19 protein-coding genes and 1 pseudogene are annotated in these 23,368 nt (G+C 67.4%); 10 read left to right on the forward strand and 10 right to left on the reverse strand.

The genetic code is table 11. The features are described from left to right. Positions 1 to 152 precede the first annotated feature (152 nt). The 3 genes from proA to OMP44_RS00960 form a co-directional block, all read right to left on the reverse strand. Positions 153 to 5,285, reverse strand: coding sequence for an anti-phage protein ProA (gene proA / locus OMP44_RS00950; RefSeq protein ID WP_280305981.1), 5,133 nt, complete (start codon positions 5,283 to 5,285; stop codon positions 153 to 155). A 140-nt stretch (positions 5,286 to 5,425) separates the two neighbouring features. After that, positions 5,426 to 6,808 carry a heavy metal sensor histidine kinase gene (locus OMP44_RS00955; RefSeq protein ID WP_280305982.1) on the reverse strand — a complete coding sequence of 461 codons (1,383 nt, stop codon included), beginning with the start codon at positions 6,806 to 6,808 and terminating at the stop codon, positions 5,426 to 5,428. After that, the gene (locus OMP44_RS00960) at positions 6,805 to 7,476 is read right to left on the reverse strand and encodes a heavy metal response regulator transcription factor (protein ID WP_093254533.1); all 672 of its coding nucleotides are present in this window, start codon (positions 7,474 to 7,476) and stop codon (positions 6,805 to 6,807) included. The genes OMP44_RS00955 and OMP44_RS00960 overlap by 4 nt, the downstream gene beginning before the upstream one ends. 120 nt (positions 7,477 to 7,596) lie before the next feature. On the opposite strand from OMP44_RS00960, the gene OMP44_RS00965 reads away from it, so the two are divergent. The 5 genes and pseudogenes from OMP44_RS00965 to OMP44_RS00985 all read left to right on the forward strand — a co-directional run bounded on the left by OMP44_RS00965 (position 7,597) and on the right by OMP44_RS00985 (position 11,650). Next, a complete protein-coding gene (locus OMP44_RS00965) occupies positions 7,597 to 8,208 on the forward strand; it encodes a hypothetical protein (RefSeq protein ID WP_187980040.1) in 612 nt (203 codons plus the stop codon). Positions 8,209 to 8,271: 63 nt separating this feature from the next. Then, on the forward strand, positions 8,272 to 8,898 hold the full coding sequence (locus OMP44_RS00970) for a cytochrome b/b6 domain-containing protein (protein ID WP_280305988.1): 627 nt from the start codon (positions 8,272 to 8,274) through the stop codon (positions 8,896 to 8,898). Further along, positions 8,885 to 9,640, forward strand: coding sequence for a molybdopterin-dependent oxidoreductase (locus OMP44_RS00975; protein WP_280305989.1), 756 nt, complete (start codon positions 8,885 to 8,887; stop codon positions 9,638 to 9,640). Before OMP44_RS00970 ends, OMP44_RS00975 begins: the two co-directional genes overlap by 14 nt. 231 nt (positions 9,641 to 9,871) lie before the next feature. Next, a complete protein-coding gene (locus OMP44_RS00980) occupies positions 9,872 to 10,753 on the forward strand; it encodes an NAD(P)-dependent oxidoreductase (RefSeq protein ID WP_280305992.1) in 882 nt (293 codons plus the stop codon). Positions 10,754 to 10,822: 69 nt separating this feature from the next. Beyond that, positions 10,823 to 11,650, forward strand: a pseudogene (locus OMP44_RS00985) (AraC family transcriptional regulator). On the opposite strand, the gene OMP44_RS00990 reads toward OMP44_RS00985, so the two are convergent. After that, on the reverse strand, positions 11,636 to 12,223 hold the full coding sequence (locus OMP44_RS00990) for a LysE family translocator (RefSeq protein WP_280305994.1): 588 nt from the start codon (positions 12,221 to 12,223) through the stop codon (positions 11,636 to 11,638). The pseudogene OMP44_RS00985 and the gene OMP44_RS00990 overlap by 15 nt on opposite strands. A gap of 202 nt (positions 12,224 to 12,425) precedes the next feature. Further along, the gene (locus OMP44_RS00995; RefSeq protein ID WP_280305996.1) at positions 12,426 to 14,648 is read right to left on the reverse strand and encodes an ATP-binding protein; all 2,223 of its coding nucleotides are present in this window, start codon (positions 14,646 to 14,648) and stop codon (positions 12,426 to 12,428) included. 251 nt (positions 14,649 to 14,899) lie between these two features. On the opposite strand from OMP44_RS00995, the gene tadA reads away from it, so the two are divergent. Next, the gene (gene tadA / locus OMP44_RS01000; protein ID WP_187980033.1) at positions 14,900 to 15,403 is read left to right on the forward strand and encodes a tRNA adenosine(34) deaminase TadA; all 504 of its coding nucleotides are present in this window, start codon (positions 14,900 to 14,902) and stop codon (positions 15,401 to 15,403) included. Here tadA and OMP44_RS01005 read toward each other — a convergent pair. From OMP44_RS01005 to OMP44_RS01025, 5 genes are all read right to left on the reverse strand, one after another. Beyond that, on the reverse strand, positions 15,400 to 15,798 hold the full coding sequence (locus tag OMP44_RS01005; RefSeq protein ID WP_187980032.1) for a SufE family protein: 399 nt from the start codon (positions 15,796 to 15,798) through the stop codon (positions 15,400 to 15,402). The genes tadA and OMP44_RS01005 overlap by 4 nt on opposite strands. After that, positions 15,795 to 17,003, reverse strand: a complete 1,209-nt coding sequence (locus tag OMP44_RS01010; protein ID WP_133862668.1) for an aminotransferase class V-fold PLP-dependent enzyme — start codon at positions 17,001 to 17,003, stop codon at positions 15,795 to 15,797. The genes OMP44_RS01005 and OMP44_RS01010 overlap by 4 nt, the downstream gene beginning before the upstream one ends. A gap of 50 nt (positions 17,004 to 17,053) precedes the next feature. Further along, the gene (dapD, locus tag OMP44_RS01015) at positions 17,054 to 18,088 is read right to left on the reverse strand and encodes a 2,3,4,5-tetrahydropyridine-2,6-dicarboxylate N-succinyltransferase (RefSeq protein ID WP_158892591.1); all 1,035 of its coding nucleotides are present in this window, start codon (positions 18,086 to 18,088) and stop codon (positions 17,054 to 17,056) included. Positions 18,089 to 18,161: 73 nt separating this feature from the next. Continuing rightward, complete coding sequence (locus OMP44_RS01020; RefSeq protein WP_133862670.1) at positions 18,162 to 18,524, reverse strand: ArsC family reductase; 363 nt, start codon at positions 18,522 to 18,524, stop codon at positions 18,162 to 18,164. Between the two features lie 131 nt (positions 18,525 to 18,655). Next, on the reverse strand, positions 18,656 to 19,096 hold the full coding sequence (locus OMP44_RS01025; protein WP_064307427.1) for a Z-ring associated ZapG family protein: 441 nt from the start codon (positions 19,094 to 19,096) through the stop codon (positions 18,656 to 18,658). A 185-nt stretch (positions 19,097 to 19,281) separates the two neighbouring features. On the opposite strand from OMP44_RS01025, the gene OMP44_RS01030 reads away from it, so the two are divergent. The 4 genes from OMP44_RS01030 to nfi all read left to right on the forward strand — a co-directional run bounded on the left by OMP44_RS01030 (position 19,282) and on the right by nfi (position 23,234). After that, a complete protein-coding gene (locus OMP44_RS01030; RefSeq protein ID WP_280305999.1) occupies positions 19,282 to 19,917 on the forward strand; it encodes an alpha/beta hydrolase in 636 nt (211 codons plus the stop codon). A gap of 33 nt (positions 19,918 to 19,950) precedes the next feature. After that, positions 19,951 to 21,297 (forward strand): tryptophan--tRNA ligase, encoded by a 1,347-nt coding sequence (locus tag OMP44_RS01035; protein WP_280306000.1) that lies wholly within the window; start codon positions 19,951 to 19,953, stop codon positions 21,295 to 21,297. Positions 21,298 to 21,383: 86 nt separating this feature from the next. Continuing rightward, complete coding sequence (gene zapE, locus OMP44_RS01040) at positions 21,384 to 22,478, forward strand: cell division protein ZapE (protein ID WP_133862673.1); 1,095 nt, start codon at positions 21,384 to 21,386, stop codon at positions 22,476 to 22,478. A 54-nt stretch (positions 22,479 to 22,532) separates the two neighbouring features. After that, a complete protein-coding gene (nfi, locus tag OMP44_RS01045) occupies positions 22,533 to 23,234 on the forward strand; it encodes a deoxyribonuclease V (protein ID WP_273861363.1) in 702 nt (233 codons plus the stop codon). The last annotated feature ends 134 nt before the right edge of the window (positions 23,235 to 23,368 follow it).

The following is a 23,368-nucleotide window of genomic DNA, read 5'->3' on the forward strand; positions in this document are numbered from 1 at the left end:
GGGAGAGGGCTGGGGTGAGGGTTGCCCCCACCAACGGCGCCAGGGTCGAGCGCGGATCGTTGGGCTTCGGCGATAAGGCCGCCTCAACCCAACCTACGGGTGTGGGCCTGGTAGGTTGGGTTGAGCGCAGCGAAGCCCAACAGACCTCACCCTCAACCCTTCGTCCGCGACGCCTCCAGCAGCTTCTCGATCTCCCCATGCAATCGTTCGGTCGCCCCGGGGCGGTCGATCCACCATTCGGTGGACCAGACGCGCAGGAGGGTCCAGCCGAGGCCCTGGAGGATGGCGCTGCGGGTCTTGTCGCGGTCACGGGCGGTGGCGGCGCTGTGGTAGGTGGCGCCGTCGCATTCGATACCGACCAGGTAGTCGCCCGGGCGGTCGGGATGGACGATGCCCAGGTCGATGCGGAAACGCGACACGCCGATCTGCGGCACCACCTGCCAGCCCTTGGCCTGCAGCGCCTGGGCCACGGCTTCCTCGAACGGCGAGTCATGGCCACCCAGGGAGCCCTTTACCGCCGCCGCCAGGGCCTGGGGGCCGCGCTGGGCGAATTCCAGGAACAGCTTGAGATCGCGCACGGCGCGGGCATTGGTGCGATTGAGGTCGATCAGCCCCGGATCGAAGGAGGAGAACACCAGCATTTCCCGCCGCGCCCGGGTCACGGCGACGTTGAGGCGCCGCCAGCCACCGTCCTTGTTCAGCGGACCGAAATTCATCGACATCGTATTGGCGCCGGGCTCGGTGGGACCGAAGCCGATGCCGAGCATGATCAGGTCGCGCTCGTCGCCCTGGACCGTTTCCAGGTTCTTCACCACCACCGGCTCGGCCAGGTCTTCGGCGAAGTGCGCCTCGATCTCCGGGTGCTGCTGGCGCGCGCGGTCGAGCAGGTCGGTGACCAGCCGCTGCTGTTCGCTGTTGAGGGTGATGATACCCAGGCTGAGGCCGGCAAAGGCCGGATCGAGCAGGCGCTTGACCGCTTCGGCGACCATGGCCTGGGCCTCGATGGCATTGTGGCGGCCCTTGCCCTTGGCGTAGACGCCATCGACCCGCCGCCATTCCACCGCGCTCGGACGGATCTCCGGGGCGGGGAAGGTGATGAGCTTGCCGTCGTAGTAGTGGTGGTTGGAAAAGGCGATCAGGCTTTCATGGCGACTGCGGTAGTGCCAGTTGAGGCTGTGGCTGTAGATGCCGGCGCCCAGGCATTCGTCGAGGATGCTTTCCAGGTCCTCGGCGGTGTCGTCCTCGCCGGCGGCGCGGTCGAAGAAGCGCGTTGGCGGCATCTGCCGGGGGTCGCCGGCGATCACCACCTGCACGCCGCGGGCGATGGCGCCCACCGCGTCCCAGGGCGCGATCTGCGAGGCTTCGTCGAAGATCACCAGGTCGAACAGACCGCCATCGGGCGGCAGGTACTGGGCGATGGACAGCGGACTCATCAGCATGCAGGGCGCCAGTCGCGCCAGGGCGTCGCCCATTTCCAGGGCCAGCTGGCGCAGCGGCTTGTGTCGGCGCTGCTTCTGCAGTTCGTGCTTGAGCACGGCGAAGCCGCCACCCTGACGCGCCGCGTCGTTCTTCGCTGGCAGGCCGTGGCAGAGCAGGGCGCGGATATGGCGCACGGCCAGGGTCTGCAGGCGATCGTCCAGCCGGCGATAGGCCTGGATATCGCTCTCGTGCTCGGCCGGGACGAAATCGCGCAGCAGCGGCTCGGCGTCCAGCGCGGTGGCGGCGAACCAGCGGGCATAGGCGGTCTCGAACAGGGCTGCCAGGTCCTCGACCGGGGCGGCCGTGGCACGCGCGATCAGAGTTGCCAGGCCGAGGGCGTCGGCTTCTTCGCGGACGCGCTGCCAGTCGCACCAGGCCTTGAGCCGACCCGGCTGACGCAGCAGCGCGGCAGCGGTACGCACCAGCTCGGCGGCGGCGGTGTCACCGGCCAATCCCGCCTGAGTGGCGAATGCCTGGCGGGCGGCTTCGGCCGCGTCGAGGGCCTCGGCGAAGGCACCGCTGGCCGGGGCCAGGGTGGTGTCCACCGGCTGATCCTCGGGATGCTGCAACCGGCGCGCTGCCGCCTGGCGCAGGGCCAGCAGCTGCTCGGGCGTTTCCGCCAGGGTCGGCAGCGCCGCGCTCAGTCTTTCCGCCAGGACGCGGCGCGCGAGCAGGGCGTCGAGATCGCTGGTGACACCCTGCCAGCCACTGATGCCGGCCAGGGTGGGCGTCAACTCGTCCAGTTCGGTGAGCAGGGTGCGCTGACGCCGCAGCCGCGGCAGATCGGCAGCCACATCGGGCTGACCCTGGGTTTCGCCCTGGCGGGCGAGATCCTGGGTGACCTGTCGCTGGGCGCGGCTGGCGAAGATCCAGAAGCGCTGCCCGGCGGCGTCCCACGTGGTTTCCAGCTGGGTCAGGGCGACACGGCGACAGGCTTCGGCGGCATAGGGCACCGACAGCTCGCGCTCCAGTATCTGGTAGTCGCGCAGCAACTCCAGGGCGCGCCCCAGCTGGCGCTGACGCTCGGCAGCGCCAGGCCCGAAGGCGAAGGCCAGGTCCTGGCCAGCGGCGTTCTGCAGCAACTCGGCGAAGTCCAGCAGGCGACGGGGCGCCACCTGGTCCGCCAGTGGCAGACCGAGGACATCACGCAGGCGTTGCCGCGCCTGCTGCAGTGCCTGTTGGGTGTCGCGTAGCCGTTCGGCGGCGCTGACCAGGGCATCCTGCCAGGCGTTGGACCAGGGATGGGCCGGCAAGAGCGCGAAATCCGCCGCCAGGCTGCGGCCGGTCTCGGCGTGCAGGGCCAGGCGCCGCACGGCGTTGCGCAACTCGGCCAGGCCCTCGGCGTCGTGGGCGTCGGCCTGGGACCAGGCGAGGCGCGGGGTATCGGGGGCGGCGTCGCGCAGTACCCGACCGATGCTCTGTTGCAGGGTCAGGCCGTTGGGCCAGCGTCGGTGCAGGCGCTCGACCACGGCATTGAGACGATCGCGCAGGCGTTCCACCTCGGCGGCCTCGACCAGCCATTCCTCTTCGTCGAGGCCGTCGCGGGTATCCCAGGCGCGCTCCAGCTGCTTGAGCACCTCGGCCTTGGAGGCCTTGCTCGAATGCAGTTCCAGGCAGAACTCGCCAAGCCCCTGGGCCTCCAGGCGGCGATATACCACGTCCAGCGCCGCGCGCTTCTCGGCGACGAACAGCACCCGCCGACCGAGCGCCAGATTGTGGGCGATCATATTGGCGATGGTCTGGGACTTGCCGGTGCCGGGCGGGCCGTCGAGCACGAAATCCTGGCCACCGGCCGAGGCCAGTACCGCCGCCAGCTGCGAGGAATCCGCCGGCAGCGGGGTGAAGAGTTCGGCCGGGGTCACCTGGCGATCAAGCTCGCGCTCGCGAGGAAAGCTGCCGCCGCCCAGGTAGGCGCCGGATTCCGCGGTACGTTCCAGCAGGTGGCGCACCAGTGGGCTTTCCAGCAGCTGGTCGCTGCGTTCGGTGAGGTCCTTCCACATCAGGTACTTGGCGAAGGAGAACTGGCCCAGCAGCAATTCGCTGCTGACCTCGAAGCCGGGCAGGTCGCGCACCGCACGCCGCATCCTGGTCCAGATGCCGTCCACGTCGATGCCGTTGCCATCGCCGGGCAGCGGGCCGTCGAGCCCGGGGATGTCCAGGTCGAAGTCGTGGCGCAGGAGCTCCAGCAGGGTCAGGTTGAAGCGCGGCTCGTCCTCGAACAGGTGCAGGGTAATGCCGCTGGCGGCGCTCTGCCGTTCCAGGCGCACCGGCAGCAGGATCAGCGGCGCGCGGTAGTGCTTGGGATCGTCGGCGGCCTTTTTCCAGCGCAGGAAGCCCAGCGCCAGGTAGAGGGTGTTGGCGCCGCCCTCGTCGAGATCGCTGCGGGCGCGGCGATAGAGTTCCACCAGCGCCGCGTCCAGCTTGGTCGCATCCAGGGGGGCGACCACCTCGCCGCGGGCCAGGGCGCCGCGGGCGTATTCGTCGTCGAGATTCTCGTGTTCGCGGGCCTCGTGCAGCACGGCGTCGCGGCCGCTCACCGCCAGGTCCGGCAGCGGCACCAGGCGCAGCGCCCGGCCCTCGGCCAGGCGATCTTCCAGCGCGGCCGGCTCGGGGCAGAGCAGGGGCACGCTGCGGGCGTTGTCCGGCACGTGCAGCAGGCGATTGCGGGTGGTGAGGTCGAGCAGCTTGCGCTGCCACAGCGCCAGGCGCCCGACCGGGGTGGTCGGCGCCGCCTCGACGTCCACGTCGAAGGCCGGCAGCGGCGGGGCCTCTTCCAGGGTCTCGCCCGGCAGCAGCAGACCGTCCGCGTTGCTGGCCGGCTGGCCGGGCACCGCCAGCGGGCGGATGCGTTGCAGGCGGGCACGGCGGACGTCCAGGGCCAGTACGAAGGTCTCGTCGTCCAGCTGCCGCTCGGCCAGTTGCATGGCCTGACTGAAGGACGGCGGCGGCGAAGCGGTGGCCTGGGTGGTCTCGAAGACCAGCAGGTCCTTGAGCGCCACCCGCTTGCGCACCGGCTCGGCGTCGTCGGTGAGCAGCTGGGCGAATTCCTGGGGTTGCAGCCAGACCCCGGCGAAGGCATGGCCGCGGGTGATGACCAGCAGTGGATTGAGGCCGGCCTGTTCCAGCGCCGCGCACGCGAGCAGTGCGAGATCCAGGCAGGTGGCCAGGCCACCGTCGAGGATGCTGCCCGGCGTGCGGATCTTCTGGCCCTGGCGCTCGAAGCTGGCGGGCGGCACCGCATAGGTCAGCTGCAGACCGCACAGCGCCGACCAGAGCGCCGAGCCCAGTTCCCAGACGCGCCGCCGCGAGCCGCTCTCGTACCCGTCCAGCGCCGTGGACTTGCCGGCGCGACGCAAGACCTCGGCGGCTGCGCCCAGCAGGCGATCCACCGCCGGATCATTGGGCATGACGAAGGCCGCCGCCAGTTCCGGCATGCTGTCCACGCCACCCCATTGGTTGCGTGCCAGCAACTCGACCGGATAGCGCCGCGTCTGCAGGATCGTCTCGCCCTGGCGCACCGTGAAGGTCAGCTGGGCGACCAGGCTCTCCTGCAGGCTGCCAAGCAGCGCGGCGTCGAATTCGAGGTCGCGATCATCGAGGTAGAGGGTGCCCTGGGGATCGAGGCGCTCCAGGTGCCAGGTGCGCGGGACCACGAAGGCCGGCTCGGCCGTGACCGTCAGACTGAGGTCGGCGAGGGCTTCCTGGCCACTGTGGGTGAGGCGCAATTCGCGCAGCACGGGCACCGCGTTCTGGTGCGCCGCGAAGCCGATCTTGCCGGCCAGCACCAGTTCGACATCCACGCTCATCGCCTACCACCCTTGCTTATTGCCTAAGGTAGATGAATGTACAGTAGTGGGCGGGTCGATGCAGCCCATAGCCCGCCTGGGCAAGCGGAAAAAGTCCTTTGGTGACGGGCGGTTGCGTGGTTTGAGCGATAGGTCGCGGTTCAGGCTGCCGGGGTCGGGAAGACCAGGCTGAAATGGATGCCCCGTTCATTCTGCTCGACCTCGGCACGACCGCCATGCAGACGCATGATCGCCGCGACGATGGCCAGGCCCAGGCCGTTGGAATCATGGGGTTGATGGCGGGAGGGATCGGCGCGATAGAAGCGGTCGAACAGCCGTTGCAGATGCGCCGGCGCCAGGGCGGGGCCGGTGTTGCTGACGCGAATACGCTCGCCCTCCGCCTGCAGGCGGATCTCGCCATCCGGTTCGGCGTAGCGGATGGCGTTGGCCACCAGGTTGCTCAGGGCGCGGCGCAGCATCAGCGGATCGGCGACCACCTGGCCGCCACCGGCCACCACCAGGCGCAGGCCGCGCTCGTCGGCCGGGCCTTCGAAATAGTCGGCGATGCGCGCCAGTTCTTCGTCCAGTTGCAGCGGCTGCGGGGTCAGCACCGCCTGGGCGTCGTCGGCGCGGGCGAGGAAGAGGATGCTCTCCACCAGCCGCGAAATGCGCTCCAGCTCTTCCAGGTTGGATGCCAGCAGCGTCTGGTAGTCCTCGCTGCTGCGCACCTGACGCAGGGCGACCTCGGTATGGCCCATGAGGGCATTGATCGGGGTGCGGATCTCGTGGGCGAGGTCGGCGGAAAACTGCACCAGCCGGCCATAGCCGTCGGCCAGCCGCGCCAGCATGGCATTGTAGTTTTCCACCAGCGGCTGCAGTTCACGCGGAGCATCGGCCAGCTCCAGGGGCGCGGCCAGTCGGGTCGGGGTGATGCCGCCGGCATGGCGGGCGATGCGCCGCAGCGGCGCCAGGCCGCGCCGCAGCAGCAGATAGCCGAGCCCGGCGGTGGCGAGGAAGGCCAGGGTCACGGCGCCGAGCAGCCCCAGCCGGAAATCGGCCAGGGTGGTGTCCTCGTTGCGCAGCACATGGGCGGCGGTCAGTTCCACCGGGCCTTCGGGGGTGTTGACCGCGACCCGCGCCGCGCGCCAGCGGGTCCCGTCGGCCAGCTGGCCTTCGCGCAGATCGGCCCGTGTCGGTCGTCGTGTCTGTGGCACCACGGCCAGGTCGGGGAGGGCGATCTGCAGCGGATTGGAGGCGATCACCGGCTTGGCGCCCGGCGTGCCGATGAGAAAGACGTCCTGCTCGTTGCCCAGCATGTTGGCGAACAGCTGCGGACTGCGGCCCAGGGTTTCCAGCGACAGGTCGGCGCTGAGCAGGCTGCGAAAATGCGCGAGCCGGCCGAGCAGGGCGTAGTCGGCGCGCTCCAGCACGGTACGTTCCAGGCTTTGGTAGAGAAAGGCCCCCGCGCCGCCCACGGCGAGCAGCGCCACCAGGGCGAAACCCAGGGTGGCGCGCAGGATCAGCGAGGGTGACCGCGCGCTCAAGGCCGCACCTCGCAGACGTAGCCGATGCCGCGCACGGTATGGATCAGCTTGACCGGGTAGGGGTTGTCGACCTTGGCGCGCAGCCGCTTGATGGCCACGTCCACCACATTGGTGTCGCTGTCGAAATTCATGTCCCAGACCTCGGCGGCGATCAGGGTGCGCGACAGCACCTCGCCTTCACGGCGCAGCAGCAGGTGCAGCAGGGCGAATTCCTTGTTGGTCAGCACGATGAGGTCGTCACCGCGGGTCACCCGTCGCCGCAGGAGGTCCAGCTGCAGGTCGGCCAGGTGGAAGTGCTCGGGCTCGCGCACCACGCCACGGCGCAGCAGGGTGCGGATGCGCAGCAGCAGCTCGACGAAGGAGAAGGGTTTGACCAGGTAGTCGTCCGCGCCCAGCTCCAGGCCGCGGATGCGATCCTGCAGACCGTCGCGGGCGGTGAGAAAGAGCACTGGCACGTCGAGCTTCTTGCGCAGGACTTCCATGATCTGCCAACCGTCGATGCCGGGCAGCATCACATCGAGGATGACCAGGTCGTAACGGCCGTCCAGCGCCAGGTGCAGGCCGTCGGCGCCGTGCTGGGTCCAGTCGACCGCGTAGCCGGATTCGCCGAGGCCCTTTTTCAGGTACTCGCCGGTCTTCTGGTCGTCTTCGATGAGGAGAATATGCATGACGTCATGGTAGGGCCTCCGGTCGCTTCGCTGGGTGACATTTTTGTCATTCGCCGGTCATCTTGCTGACCCCCCACGCGTCGCACTGTGGCGGGGCGATTCCCTATCCCAGGAGGTTTCATGCGTACCCAGACTCTGCTCCGCGGTTCCCTTGCCCTGCTGCTCGCCAGCAGCGCCCTGTTGGCCCAGGCCGCGCCCATGCCCACCGTCAAGCCCATGCGTGGCACCGTGGACAGCGTCCAGGGCGACACCCTGGCCTACACCACCCGCAACGGTGCCCACCAGACCCTGATGCTGGATGACAAGACCAGCTACCGCGCCGTGTCCAAGGCCAATCTGGACCGCATCGAAGCCAACAGCTTCATCGGTTCGGCCGCCACGCCGCAGCCGGACGGCACCCTCAAGGCGCTGGAAGTGACGGTGTTCGAGGCCAGTCTGCGCGGCTCCGGCGAAGGCCACTACGGCTGGGAAAACGCCGATGGCAGCACCGGCACCATGACCAACGGCACCGTGGGCGAACTCAAGAAGGCCAACGGCCGCACCCTTACCGTGCAGTACAAGGGCGGCGAGAAGCAGCTGGTGGTGCCGGAAGACGTGCCCATCGCCTATGTCGAGAAGGGCGACCGCAGCCTGCTCAAGCCCGGCGCCAAGGTGGTGCTGTTCCCCGCCGAAGACGGCAAGCACGCCAAGGGCGTGGCTGTCGGTAAAGACGGTTTCACCCCGCCCATGTAAGCCCCACGCGGTCGCCTGGTTTGACGGCGACCGCCTCCATCTCGCGGTGAAGAGGGAAATGTCATGACCACCTCGCGACGGCGTCTGGTGCACCGCTGGCCGGTGCGCCTCACCCATTGGCTCAACGCCCTGGCGATGCCCTGCATGTTCATGAGCGGCTGGGCGATCTACAACGCCTCGCCGCTTTTCCCCTTCACCTTTCCCGCCTGGGCAACCCTTGGCGGCTGGCTGGGCGGCGCCATCGCCTGGCACCTGGCGGTCTTTTGGCTGCTGCTGGTGAATGGCCTGATCTATCTGCTCTATGGCCTTTTCAGCGGCCACTTCCGGCGCGATTTCCTGCCGCTGTCGCCACGCGCCATCGGCCGCGATTTCGTCGCCGCCGCACGGCTGCGCCTGGGTCATCGGCTGGGCACCTACAACGCCGTGCAACGCCTGCTCTACTTGGGCGTGCTGGCGCTCGGTGTGCTGGTAGTGCTCTCGGGCCTGGCCATCTGGAAACCCGTGCAGCTGCAGGGATTGGCCGCTCTGCTCGGCGGTTTCGACGCCGCCCGCTACGTGCACTTCTTCGCCATGGCCGGCATCGGCGCCTTCGTCGTCGTGCACCTGGCCCTGGTCATCCTGGTACCCCGCACCCTGCCGCCGATGATCACCGGTCGGGCGCACGAGGAGGTTAACGATGAGTCGGCGTGAACGTCTGCGCCTGGAGCCGGCGCAACAGCGGCAGGTGGAAAATCTGCAACGACGCCTGCTGCTCAAGCAGGGTTTGACGGTGGGCGCCCTGGCCATGCTCAGCGGCTGCAACCTGCAGGACGGCGACAGCGTCGACAAGGTGCTCTGGTCGATGTCGCGCTTCAACGACCGGGTGCAGGCCTGGCTGTTCGGCCGCGAGCGCCTGGCGCCGACCTATGCCGCTAGCCAGATCACCAATCCCTTTCCCTTTAACGCCTTCTACCCCGAATACAACGTTCCGGAAGTGGACCTCAGCGACTATCGCCTGGAGGTCTCCGGCCTGGTCGCCAACAAGCAGGCCTGGACCCTGGAAGACCTGCGCCGCCTGCCGCAACGCGCCGACATCACCCGCTTCATCTGCATCGAAGGCTGGAGCGCCATCGGCCAGTGGGGCGGGGTGCCGCTGCGCACCTTCCTCGAACGCATCGGCGCCGACACCAGCGCCAAGTACGTCGGCTTCAAGTGCGCCGACCGCTATTACTCCAGCATCGACATGGCTTCGGCGCTGCATCCGCAGACCGTGCTGGCGCTGGACTTCGGCGAGGTGGCCCTGCCGCCGGACTACGGCTATCCGCTGCGGCTGCGGGTACCCACCAAGCTCGGCTTCAAGAATCCCAAGCACATCCAGGCACTGTTCGTGACCAACGACTATCCCGGTGGCTACTGGGAAGACCAGGGCTACAACTGGTTCAGCGGGATCTAGGGACAACCTCTGCTGCGCGTCGGCCAAACTGCGTTGAAAAGACCCTGGGTCGCCAGCCCGGCCTAGGCGGTCCCTGCAGAAGGCTCATTTACCACTCTCAAACTGCGCTTCCTCAGATCTTCTCGCCTGGTCTGGCTCTAGCTCGCGAGACGTTGACTAAGCTTCTGGTGGCGGAACCCCGGCCTGGAGGTAGAGTCGAGATACCACCATCCTCTACCGGGAGCTCCCCTCATGTCCGCTCATCCTTCGATCGGTTTCATCGGCTTCGGCGCCATGGCCCAGCGCATGGGCGCCAACCTGCGCGAGGCCGGTTATACGGTCAGCGCCTATGCCGAACACCAGCAGGACGGCGAGCGCCATGGCACGCCGATGGAATCCCTGGCGACCCTGCTGCCCCAGGCCGAGGCAGTGATCGTCTCCCTGCCCAACGACGCCATTCTCGAACAGGTGCTGCTCGGCCCCGACGGCGTCCTCGCCCGTCTGGAAAGCGGTCGGCTGCTGATCAACACCAGCACCAATTCACCCGCGCTGTCGCTGCGTCTGGAAGCGGCCGGCCGGGCCCGCGGTATCGCCGTGGTCGAGGCGCCGGTGTCCGGTAGCACACCCGAAGCGGAAAAGGCGCAGCTGGTGGTCCTGGCCGCCGGCGAGCCCGAAGCGGTGGAGCGGGCGCGGCCGATCCTCGAAGTCCTGGGCAAGACCGTGCACCACGTCGGTCCGACCGGGCAGGGCGCGGCCATCAAGCTGGCCATCAACGGCCTGATGGGCGCCGGGCTCGCCGCCCTGGCCGAGGCGCTGGCCTATGCCACCCGCGCCGGCCTGGATGCCGAGGTGCTGTTCGAGGTGTTCGGCGACCTGGCGGTGCTCTCGCCTCATCACCAGCGCAAGCTGGCGGCGCTGCGCGACGGCGACTTCGCCCCGCAATTCCCGGCGGCGCTGATGCACAAGGACATGGGCCTCCTGCTGGCCGAGCTCAACGCCACTTTCCAGGGTGCGCCGACCCTGGCCGCTGCGGCGCAGCAACTGGCGCTGGGCGCCGAGCTGCATCCGGATGCCGATTACCTGATCACCGCCGACATCCTGCTGGAAGAAGCCGAAGACGCCGCCACCCGCTGACGCCTGGCTTTCCCCCTCTCGGGACGACGTCTAGACTGATCCGGTCCGTCGTCCCGGAATCCCTCCCACATGACCGCTAGCGGTGCCGTCCCCCAATTCTGGCGCGATCCCGCGCTGCCTTTCCTCGAAGCCCGTTCGATCCAGGATGGCCGCGCGCTGTGCTATGCCCCGCATTCCCACGAAACCTTCTCCATAGGTACCGTGCTGGGTGGTCGCAGTCGCTATCACAACGGCTCGACCCGCGAACTGGTGGGGGCGGGCACCCTGGTGCTGATGAATCCCGGTGACGTCCATGCCTGCAATCCGCAGGGCGAGGACGCCTGGCGCTATCGCATGCTGCACGTGGACGCCGGCTGGCTGGCCGAGCTGCAGCGCCCGGGTGCCGACGACTTCCAAGCGCTGGGCGTACAGCTGTCCCGTGACCCCTAGCTGTACGCCGGGCTGGAAGCCCTGCATGCCTGCCTGATCGACCCGGATAGCTTTACCCTGCAGCGCCAGAGTCAGGCGCTGCTGTATTTCGAGGCCGTACTGGCGCGCCTGGGGCGTACCCCGGTCGCGGCAGCGCGGGCCCGCGAGGATCGCCGCCTGAGGCGCGCCGCCGAATTTCTCGATGCCCACTGCAGCGAGGGTGTCAGCCTGGACCAGCTCAGCCAGGTGGCGGATCTCTCGCCCACCCAGTTGATTCGCAGCTTTCGCCGGCGCTATGGCCTGACGCCCCATGCCTACCTTATCGACCGGCGCATTCGCCTGGCACGGCAACACCTGCGTCAGGGCGATGGCCTGGCCGAGGTCGCCCTGGCCACCGGCTTCGCTGACCAGGCCCATCTGCAGCGCACCTTCAAGCGCCTGGTGGCGGCCACCCCCGGTCAGTACCGCGCCGCGTCAGCCCTCCCATAGCAGCGAAGCGGCGCACAGCACCAGCAGCGCCGCGAGGGCGCGATTGAGCAGGCGCAGGCGGGCCGCCGACGGTGAATGGCCGCGCAGCCATTGGCCGGCCATGGCCCAGCAGGCCAGGGAGGCGAAGCAGATCACCAGGTAAAGACCGGCGAACAGCATCAGGCGCCCGCGATCTTCGGCGACGAACAGCGCCACCCCGGCCGCGGCGGCGAGCCAGGCCTTGGGATTGAGCCACTGCAGCAGGGCGCCGTCGCGAAAGCCCGGGCAGGCGGCCACCGCGCCACTGCCCAGGTCTCCCGCGGCCCGTGCCAGTTTCCACGCCAGGTACAGCAGGAAGAGCGCGCCGGCCACGCGCAGGATCCAGAGCAGCGCCGGCCAGGCGGCCAGTATCTGGTGCAGGCCGAGGCCGACCGCCAGCAGCAGGACGACGAAGCCCAGGGTGGCGCCGGCGACATGCCACAGGGCCGGTCGCCAGCCATGGACAAGGCCGGTATTGAAGCCCACCAGATTGACCGGGCCAGGAGAAAGGGATGCCACCAGGGCAAAGGCGGCCATGGACAGGATCAGGGTCATCGCAAGGTCTCGACAGTTGTGGAGACCTGAACCTAGCGAGGGTGACCCCTGGCGGTATTGAAGAAAATGACCCTTCCGACCCGACGAAAGGCGGGAATTCGCAGCGTTTCGCTGACGTCCATTACAGCGAGCTTAGCGCTCCCCCGGTGGTTTCAACGTCGCTGTCGGCCACCGGGGCTTTCTCTTCTCGGATCCTGGCGCGCTAGGGTGCGATAGGCAGGGTAAATCTGAAGGTGCTGCCCTGACCCAGGGCGCTGGTGACGCTCAAATCACCGCCGTGGGCCTCGACGATGCCCTTGGCGATGTACAGTCCCAGGCCGTGACCGGTGGGATTGTCTTCCTGCACGTGCCAGAAGCGCTCGAATACCCGTGCCTGTTGCGCCTGATTCATGCCGCGGCCGTTGTCGGTCACGCTGATCTCGGCCAGGTTGCCGATCTGGCGCATGCTGAGTTGCACCAGACCACCTGGCGCGGTGAACTTGATGGCATTGCCCAGCAGGTTCATCAGCACCTGGAAGATGCGCTCGGCTTCCACCAGCACCTGGAGATCCGGATCGGCGGCGTATTCCAGACTGATGTTCTTGATCTCCGCCAGTGGCCGCGACAGCAGGATGGGTTGCGCGCAGACGTCCGCCAGGCGCGCCGGGTTGAGGTTCAGTGCCAGGCGATCCGACTCGATCTTCGACAGGTCCAGCAGGTCGCTGATCAGGGCGTTCATGCGGTTGGCCGCGGTCTCTATCACCTGCAGCGAACTGGGCAGGCGGTCATCGCCCAGCGCCAGCTTTTCCAGTTGGCGCTGCAGCATCCCGACCTTCATCAGGATGATGGTGATGGGGCTGCGCAGGTCATGGGAAACCGCCGCGACGATCTCGTCGCGCAGGCGCACCGCCTGGCGTTCGCGTTCGACCTGGCGCGCCAGGTCCAGCTCGATGGCCGAGCGGCGCAGGTCCTTGGCGGCAAACAGATCGGCCGGGCGCCAGCGCTCCGAGCGCAGGCGGACCAGTTCCTTCCAGGCATCGAAGGAACGCCGCGGATGCGGATAGTTGAGCCCCGGTCCCGGCGTGGGCGACGTGGCTTCAAGCTTGGCCGGATTACCACTCCAGACCACGGTTGTGACGATCTCCGGGCGGAACCAGAGCACCAGATTGCGCACCGGCTTGGGCAGCGCCAGTGCCAGGACGCCGCTGACCCGATCGCTGTAGCGACGGGCCTCGGGCAGTTCGTCGGCCAGGCAGCGGGTCGCATAGATGCCCGAGGCATCCATCTCGGCCGTCACCCAGGCGGCGAGGATGCGAATGTCTTCCGCGCTCGGGCATTCGCCCAGGGTGCTGAGCTCATCCTCCACCAGCACCGCGACACCGGCGGCATTCACCAGCTCCAGGAGATCGGTGGGTCTTTCGCTGAGGCCACTGAGTACCTCGCCACGGCTGTCGCACATGCCCTGGATCAGCGCCGCCAGTTGCGCCTCGCGCGCATCGATCTCGCGTTGCACCTGGCGGTTTTCCAGCGCGCGAATCATCAGCGACACCAGCACCCCGACCGAGCGGCAGGCCATCCGGGTACGGAAGGGCAGATAGAGCGGTTCGCGATGGCCACAGCTGATCAGTCCCCAGAGCTTGTCGTCGCTGATCAGCGATACGCTCATGGACGCACGCAGGCCCTGGTTGCGCACGTACTGACAATGGATGGGCGATACGCTGCGCAGCACGGCGTGGGTGAGGTCGATCGGATCCCGCCCGGTGCCATGCAGAAAGGCCGGTACCAGCGGGACCGCCTCGTACTGAGCGTCGGGGATGTTGCGAATCCAGTTCTCGTGATAGAGCGCGCGGGCCTGGGCAGGAATATCGGCCGCCGGAAAGTGCATGCCCAGATAGCTGTCGATGTCGTCGACCCGGTCCTCGGTCACCACCTGGCCATCGCCGCCGTCATCGAAGCGATAGACCACCACCCGATCAAAGCCGGTGAGGGCACGCACCTCGCGCACCGCACCTTCGCACAGCTCAGGCAGGGTGCGAGCCTGCTGCAGGCGGGCCAGGGCGCGCGCCAGCCCGGCGGGCTCGACACCGCCATGGTCGTCCGGCTCGAATTCCAGAAACACCAGGCCGCGGCTGCGATGCAGGATCACGTCCATGTCGCGGACCGGACGTGTCCAGCTCAGCGGATTGGCTTCTTCCAGATGCTCCAGGGTCAACGCCTGCCGCACCTGCTCGAACAGCTCGAGCGGCAGCACCTGCTGCAGTGGCCGACCCAGCAGCTCGACCTGCGGCTTGCCCAGCAACTCGGGCAGATTGCGGCTGACATGCTTGGTCAGCCACTCCGCCTCATCGAAGGCGATGAGGTAACCGTGTGCCTGGATGGCGCCTGGAATGCGGATCGGCTCGCTTTCGCAGCTTTGCAGCGACTGACCGGAAGGTGCAGCAATCATGCGACTGTCTCAGATGAACTCTTGAATAGGACCGCACCAAGGCGGTCCTGTTAAAGCTTTAGCACCGAATGGCTGTGAATGTGATGCCGATCACGCACGGCTCCCAGACCTCGCACCAGTTTCGCATCGGCTGTATCCAATAACCATTATTGCGATCATTTTTTGCCGAAGGATTCATTCTTGGTGTCGGATCCCATGGCTGGCCTCCCGGGCTGACGGCGGTATCATGGCGCTTTGCGCAGAGTTCAGTCATGGCCCGCTTCCGCCCCTTGCCCATCATCGATCGCAGCCGGGATGACCTGTTCATGCGCGAGGCCCTGGTCCTGGCAGAGCAGGGCGCCGGGCAGGGCGAGGTGCCGGTCGGAGCCGTGGTGGTGCTCGACGGAGAGGTCATCGGCCGCGGTTTCAATCGGCCCATCGGTGCTCACGATCCCAGCGCCCATGCCGAGATGGAGGCCATCCGCGATGCCGCCACGCGTCTGGCCAATTACCGGCTGCCCGGCGCGACGCTCTATGTGACGCTTGAGCCCTGCAGCATGTGCGCCGGCCTCATCGTCCACAGTCGCATCCAGCGGCTGGTCTATGGCGCCAGCGAGCCACGCGCCGGCATGGCCCAGAGTCGCGGGCGCTTCTTCGAGCAGGACTTTCTCAATCACCGGGTCCTGGTGGACGGCGGGGTACTGGCCGAGGCCTGTGGCCAGGTACTGACCGAATTCTTCCGCGCGCGGCGCAATCCCGCGGCCAGCGAAGGCTAGGCCGCCAGTTCGCGCATCCGCGTGAGCACGGCGTTCAGGCCGTTGCTGCGCGATTGCGACAGCTGCCGTTCCAGCCCGAGTTCGCTCAGCCAGCCGTGGATGTCGAGGCGGCCCAGCTCTTCGCGGGTCAGGCCATTGGCGCGCACCAGCACCACGGCGAGCAGTCCCTTGAGCACCCGGGATTCGCTGCTGGCGCGAAAGAAATGACGATCACCCTGGGCTTCATGGGTCAGGCGCACCCGACTCTCGCAGCCTTGCACCAGATCCTCGTCGCGTTCCGCGAGCACCGCCGGCAGGCGCTCGGCCCACTGCAGCAGCAGTCGCGAGCGCGCTTCCCAGCCCTTGGCGATGATGAAGGCGCGGCGGGCTTCCGCCGCATCGGGAAGCAGATTCATCGCAGCAGCTCCAGGGCGTTGTCGAGGGCAGTGAAAAAGCGCTGCAGGTCCTCGGCATCGTTGTACAGGCCAAGGGAGACCCGCAGCGCACCGGGGGTCTGCAGGGTCTGGAACAGCGGCATGGCGCAGTGCTGACCGGCGCGCACCGCTATGCCCTGTTCACCCAGCAGGTGAGAGAGGTCGCCGACATCGATGCCCGCGACCTGGAAGCTGGCCAGGGCGATCTGGGGTTCACCCAGCACCTGGACGCCGTCGCGGGCGGCCAGCCCGGCCAGGAGCTTCAGACTGAGCGCCTGCTCGTGACCGCGGATCAGCGTCTCGTCCTGACCCTGTAGCCAGTCGACCGCGGCGCCCAGGGCGATGGCCGCGCCTATGGGCGGCGTCCCGGCTTCGAAGCCCATGGGCGCGGCATGGAAGCGGGCGTCGGTGAAGGTGGTGTGCTGCACCATCTCGCCGCCGAACTGCCAGGGCTTGAGCCGCGCCAGGCCAGCGGCCTTGCCCCAGAGCACGCCAATGGCCTCGGGGGCATAGAGCTTGTGCCCGGAAAAGACATAGAAGTCGGCGTCGAAGTCGCCCGGGCGATGACGGCCATGGACCGCGCCCTGGGCGCCGTCCACCACCAGCCAGGCCGGCGAGCGCGCCCGTACCAGGGCCGCGAGTTCCGCCAGTGGCTGCCAGGTGCCGAGCACATTGGACAGCTGGCTGACCGCGACCACGCGCGTTCGTGGGCCCAGCAGCCGCTCGGCGGCTTCCAGGTCCAGATGACCGCTCGGGGTCAGCGGGATGACCCTGAGTTCAAGGCCCCGACGCCGGGCCAGCTGCTGCCAGGGCAGCAGATTGGCATGGTGCTCAAGGGCGCTGATGAGAATCTCGTCACCCGCCGCGCAGGCGTCTTCCAGCCCATAGGCCAGCAGATTGAGGGCTTCGGTCGCGCCGCGGGTCAGCACCACCTCGTGCGGCGCGGCCGCGCCCAGCCAGGCGGCGATCCGTCCACGGGCGCCTTCGTAGGCAGCGGTGGTCCGCTCGGCGGCCCAGTGCTGGGCGCGGTGCACATTGGCTGCACCCAGACTGTAGCTGGCCAGCAGGGCATCCAGCACCACCTGGGGCTTCTGCGCCGTGGCGGCGCTGTCGAGGTAGGTGATGCCGTCGGCGGCGAAGGCGGTGAAAGCCGGAAACTCGGCTCTCCAGGGAGAGGGTAGCGACATGGCGACAGCTCCGGGGTAGCCCGCGTGAGGCAGGCTGCCCGGTTGTGGACTCAGTTGTGCGCGTGCAGCGCTTCGTTGAGTTCGATGGCGGTCTTGTTGGTCTTGCACTCGACCGCGCCGGTTTCCGAATTGCGGCGCAGCAGCAGGTCGCTCTGACCGGCCAGTTCGCGCGCCTTGACCACCCGTACCAGCTGGTTCTGGTCATCCAGTACGGCGACCTTGGTACCCGCGGTCACATAGAGGCCGGATTCCACGGTGCAGCGATCGCCCAGCGGGATGCCAATGCCGGCGTTGGCCCCGATCAGGCAGCCTTCGCCGACGCTGATGATGATGTTGCCTCCGCCCGACAGGGTGCCCATGGTCGAGCAGCCGCCGCCCAGGTCCGAGCCCTTGCCGACGAAGACGCCCGCGGAGACGCGGCCTTCGATCATGCCCGGGCCGGCGGTACCGGCGTTGAAGTTGACGAAGCCTTCGTGCATCACCGTGGTGCCTTCACCCACATAGGCACCCAGGCGCACGCGGGCGGTATCGGCGATACGCACGCCGGCCGGCACCACGTAGTCGGTCATCTTGGGGAATTTGTCCACCGAGAAGACTTCCAGCAGCTTGCCGCGCAGACGGGCTTCCAGCTGCTCGGCCGGCAGCTCGGCCAGGTCCACGGCGCCCTGGTTGGTCCAGGCCACGTTGGGCAGCAGGGCGAAGATGCCGGTCAGGTTCAGCCCATGGGGCTTGACCAGGCGATGGGACAGCAGATGCAGCTTCAGGTAGGCCTCGGGGGTAGAAGCGGGTGCGGCGTCTTCGGCCAGCAGGGTGGCCACCAGCGGCTTGTTGCTTTCCGCCAGGCGGGTCAGCAGCGCCGACTGCACGGCATCGATGCCCTTGAGGGCTTCGGCCAGACCGCGGGCCTGGGCCGGAGCGAAGGCGATGGCCTGGTTGCCACCCTGGTACTCCAGCAGTGGCGCGACCGCCTCGACCAGCGCTGCCGGGGGATTCAGCAGAGGCTGTGCATAGAAGACTTCCAGCCAGGCGTCCTGGCGATTCTGGGTGCCGACACCGAAGGCGATACTGAAGAGGGCATTCGACATGTGACTGTTCCTTTGCAAAGGCACCGATCCGGTCGGTGCGAGATGTGCGGTAGTGGGGGCGGTGGCCGCGGAGTCAGTTCAGGGCCGCGGCATAGAGCTCGGGCTTGAAGCCCAGCAGGGTACGGTCGCCGAGATCGAGCACGGGTCGCTTGATCATCGAAGGCTGCGCCAGCATCAGGTCGATGGCCCTGGCGGTATCGAGGTCGGCCTTCTGGGCGTCGTCGAGCTTGCGGAAGGTGGTGCCGGCGCGATTGAGCACCTTGTCCCAGCCATGTTCCGCGCACCAGGCCGCCAGCCGTTCGCGGTCGATGCCGCTCTGCTTGTAGTCATGGAAGTGATAGGCCTGGCCATGCTCATCAAGCCATTGGCGGGCCTTCTTCATGGTGTCACAGGCCTTGATGCCGTAGAGGCTCAGGCCACTGGCCGCTGCGGGCATGGCGTTCTCCTGCGAAAGACTGCAACCGCAGATTATGCCATGACGGGCCGGAAAAGGGCCGGGCGTCGCGCCCCGAGTGAAGAGGGCAGGCGCCGGAAAGCAGAAGGCCGGGGAGTCCCCGGCCTTGGCGATCAACCGCGGCTTTTCACGCCGTAGGTTTCGTCGAGGGTGCCCGGGGTGCCGTCACCCTTGGGCGCATAGTCCCGCGGCGCTTCGGTCGGACCGTCGATGCGCTCGCGACTGGAGGGGTAACGCTGCTCGGCGCTGTGCAGCGAGGCCAGCAGGTGCTGACGGGTCAGCTCGTCCTGGGCCAGACGCTCGGCGCCTTCGGACAGGTGCGACTGCATGTCCTGGTAGGTCTGGGTGAGCTTGCGCACCAGGCCGGCGGTGGTGCTGAAGTGGCTGGTGACCTCGTGCTGGTAGTCGTCGAACTTCTTCTGCAGGTCATCCAGCTGGCGCTGCACGCGGCTCGGCGCGGCACCCGGCACCAGGCGCGCCAGCAGAAAACCTATCCCGACCCCGATCAGCAGCGCGATCAGGGGCAACAACCAGGTAGTGAGCGACTGTTCCACGAAACTTCCTCTATGAGCGGCTTTGCTTTACGGTAACGGCAGACCGGCGAGCCTGTACACTGGGTTGCGTCATCTGCCATTCGCTGGGCGTCATCATACCCCGCAGTCAGGCATCGCGCAGGATCGACCCTATCAAAATCAACTCCTTGGATGAGCACTGTTCGTCCGGGATCACGGAGTCAAGCGTGTCAGCCCGTGAACAAACCCTGCTGCTGGAGGGCCCCGCCGGCACTCTGGAAGCGCTGTACCAGAGCCCGGATGCCGCCACCGGCGCGGTCCTGCTCTGTCATCCCCATCCGCTCCATGGCGGCGCCATGCAGAACAAGGTGGTCGCCACCCTGCAGCGCATCGCCCGGGACGCCGGCCAGGCGACCCTCAGATTCAACTTTCGTGGCGTCGGCGCCAGCACCGGCGTGCATGCCGGCGGTGAAGGCGAGATCGACGATGCCGCGGCCGCTGTGGCCTGGTTGCGCGACCGCCACCCCGACCTGCCGCTGACCCTCTGCGGTTTCTCCTTCGGTTCCTGTGTCGCCGCCTGCCTGGGCGGCCGCCTGGAAGGCGAAGGCGTGGCGGTGGAACGGCTGTTCATGCTGGCGCCGCCGGTGGAGCGTTTCGCGGTCGACGGTCGCCTGCCACAGCGGGCGCGCCTCACGGTGATCCAGCCCGAAGCCGACGAGGTGGTGACCCCCGAGCGGGTCTACGCCTGGTCCGCCGCGCTCGAACAGCCGCACGAATTGCTTCGCGTCGCCGAGTGCAGTCATTTCTTCCATGGCAAACTCGTCGAACTCAAAGATCTGGTCCTGCCGCGCCTGCAGGCCTGACCCTCGTTAGTCTCTCGGATTCCCAGCGCCTCCATGACCACTCGCATTCTCACTGGCATCACCACCACCGGCACCCCGCACCTGGGCAACTACGCCGGGGCCATCCGTCCCGCCATCCGCGCCAGTCTGGCCGCCGATGCCGACTCCTTCTATTTCCTCGCCGACTACCATGCCCTGATCAAGTGCGACGACCCCGCGCGCATCCAGCGTTCGCGCCTGGAGATCGCCGCCACCTGGCTGGCCAGCGGCCTGGATCCGGAGCGGGTGACCTTCTATCGCCAGTCCGACATCCCGGAGATCCCCGAACTGACCTGGCTGCTCACCTGCGTCGCCGGCAAAGGCCTGCTCAATCGCGCCCATGCCTACAAGGCCGCGGTCGACCGCAACCTGGAACAGGGCGAAGACCCCGACGCGGGCGTGACCATGGGCCTCTACAGCTACCCGGTGCTGATGGCCGCGGACATCCTCATTTTCAATGCCCTGCGCGTGCCGGTCGGGCGTGACCAGATCCAGCACGTGGAGATGGCCCGCGACATCGGTCAGCGCTTCAATCACCTGTTCGGCAACGGGCGCGACTATTTCGCCCTGCCCGAGGCGGTCATCGAGGAAAGCGTCTCCACCTTGCCCGGTCTCGATGGCCGCAAGATGTCGAAGAGCTACGACAACACCATCCCGCTGTTCGGCAGCGCCAAGCAGCTCAAGGACGCCATCGCCCGGATCGTCACCGACTCGCGCCTGCCCGGCGAGCCCAAGGATCCTGACAGCGCCCATCTCTTCGCCCTCTACCAGGCCTTCGCTACCCCCGAGCAGAGCGCGGCCTTCCGCGCGGCCCTGCAGGATGGCCTGGCCTGGGGCGAAGCCAAAGGTCAGCTGTTCGAGGTACTGGATGCCGAGCTGGGCGAAGCCCGCGAGCGCTATGCGGCGCTGATCGCCCGTCCCGACGATCTGGAAGACATCCTGCTGGCTGGCGCCGCCAAGGCCCGCCGCGATGCCACGCCCTTCCTCGGCGAACTGCGCGAAGCCGTGGGCCTGCGCTCGCTCAAGACCCAGGTCGCTGCCGGCAGCACCAAGAAGAAGGCCAGCAAGACCGCCCGCTTCGTCAGCTTCCGTGAAGGCGATAGCTTCCGGTTCCGCCTGCTCGACGCCGACGGCACTGAATTGGCGCTGTCGATCCCCTTCGCCGAAGCCAAGACCGCCGGCATCACCAGCAAGCAGCTGGTCGCGACGCCGGCCAGTGTCGTGGCAGGCGAGGGCAACGGCTTCCAGCTGCTGCTGGACGATCAGGTGATGGCTGAGGGCGTCGCCAGCGATTCCCCCGCCGCGCGCGATGCCCTGATCGAGCGCACTCGGGCCGCCCTCGCACAACTGGCCGAGTCCTAAAGGGCACCCGTGGTCCCCGGCGTTGTCAACGCCAGGGACCGCCATTACAGTGACCCCCCTTTTTTCCCACCCGACCAGAAGCCGCCATGACCCCCCTCGAGCGTTACCAGGCCGACCTCAAGCGCCCGGAGTTTTTCTACGATGCTGCCCAGGAAGAGGCCGTCCGCCATCTGCAGCGCCTCTATGACGAATTGCTCGTCGAGCCCGCGTCCAAGGGTGGCCTGTTCGGCAAGCTGCTCGGGCGCAAGACGGTCACGCCGGTCAAGGGGCTGTATTTCTGGGGTGGGGTAGGGCGTGGCAAGACCTACCTGGTCGATACCTTCTATGACGCCCTGCCGTTCAAGCAGAAGATGCGCACCCACTTCCACCGCTTCATGAAGCGCGTGCATGAAGAGCTGCGCACCCTCAAGGGCGAGAAGAATCCCCTGACCATCATCGCCCGGCGCTTCGCCGACGAGGCGCGGGTGATCTGCTTCGACGAATTCTTCGTTTCCGACATCACCGACGCCATGATCCTGGCGACCCTGCTCGAAGAGCTGTTCAAGAACGGTGTAAGTCTGGTCGCCACCTCGAACATCGTACCCGACGGCCTCTACAAGGACGGCCTGCAGCGCGCGCGCTTCCTGCCGGCCATCGCGCTGCTCAAGGAACATACCGAGATCGTCAACGTCGACAGCGGCGTGGACTATCGCCTGCGCGCCCTGGAGCAGGCCCAGCTGTTTCACTATCCGCTGAGCGAAGCCGTCGAGGCGGCGATGGCCAAGAGCTTCCGTTCGCTCACCGTCGAGTGCAACGACCTCTGCGAAGACGTGCCGCTGATGATCGAGAATCGCGAGATCCGCGCTCGCCGCACCTGCGAAGACGTCGCCTGGTTTGATTTCCGCGCCCTTTGCGACGGTCCGCGCAGCCAGAACGACTACATCGAGCTGGGCAAGATCTTCCAGACGGTGCTGGTCAGCAATGTCGAGCAGATGGATGCGCTCAAGGACGACATGGCACGACGCTTCATCAACTTGGTCGATGAGTTCTACGATCGCCAGGTCAAGCTGATCCTGTCTGCCGAGGTCGAGCTCAAGGACCTCTATTCCGGTGGCCGCCTGGAGTTCGAATTCCAGCGCACCCTCAGTCGCCTGCTGGAAATGCAGTCCCACGAATACCTGGCGCGTCCGCACAAGCCGTGAACCCTGCCTGGGTTGAGGGATCAACCCCTTGACCCAGGTTTTCGGGAGGTACGCGTGAATTCCGATCCCTTCGCCGATTGGGATGGCTCGCCCACTCAGGCGCGCATCCTGCAAAGGCAACTCGCCAGGCAGGTCCTGCTGCACGACGACTTCGGCTCGCCGCGGCGTTACGCCGGTGTCGATGTAGGTTTCGAAGAGGGCGGCGAGATCACCCGTGCGGTGGCCGTCCTGCTGGATGCCGAGACCCTCCAGCCGCTGGCCCATGCCGTCGCGCGCATCCCCACGGTGATGCCCTATGTCCCGGGACTGCTGTCCTTTCGGGAACTCCCTGCACTGCTCCAGGCGCTGGCGGAATTGCCGGAGACTCCCGATCTGGTGTTCTGCGATGGCCACGGCATCGCCCACCCGCGCCGGCTGGGCATCGCCGCTCATCTGGGTGTGGTCACCGGTCTGCCGACGATCGGTGTGGCCAAGAAAATCCTTACCGGCCACCACGGCGAACTCGCCGAGACGCGCGGCAGCCAGGTCGACTTGCTGGATCGCGAGGGTGGGGTGATAGGTACGGTGCTGCGCAGCAAGGATCGGGTCAGGCCGCTGATCGTGTCGCCCGGGCACCGGGTCGGTCTGGCCACTGCACCCGCGCTGGTCATGGCCTGCGTAAGGCGTCACCGCCTGCCGGAACCCACGCGACTGGCAGACCACCTGGCCTCACGCCGTCAGGGTTCGGCGGCTACCCAGGCGCTATTTCCCTTCTGATTCTCTGCTTGCTTTTTTACCCTGAGCGGGTATCATGCCGCAGCTTTCTTGGCGGGGGATGCCTAAGCCTGCCGAGATCGCCGTAGCGGACGCCGACCCGAGCCCCCGAAGAGCGTCTGTTTCCGGCTGCCCCC

Source organism: Pseudomonas flavocrustae (assembly GCF_029872515.1).
Lineage (GTDB): Bacteria > Pseudomonadota > Gammaproteobacteria > Pseudomonadales > Pseudomonadaceae > Chryseomonas > Chryseomonas aestiva.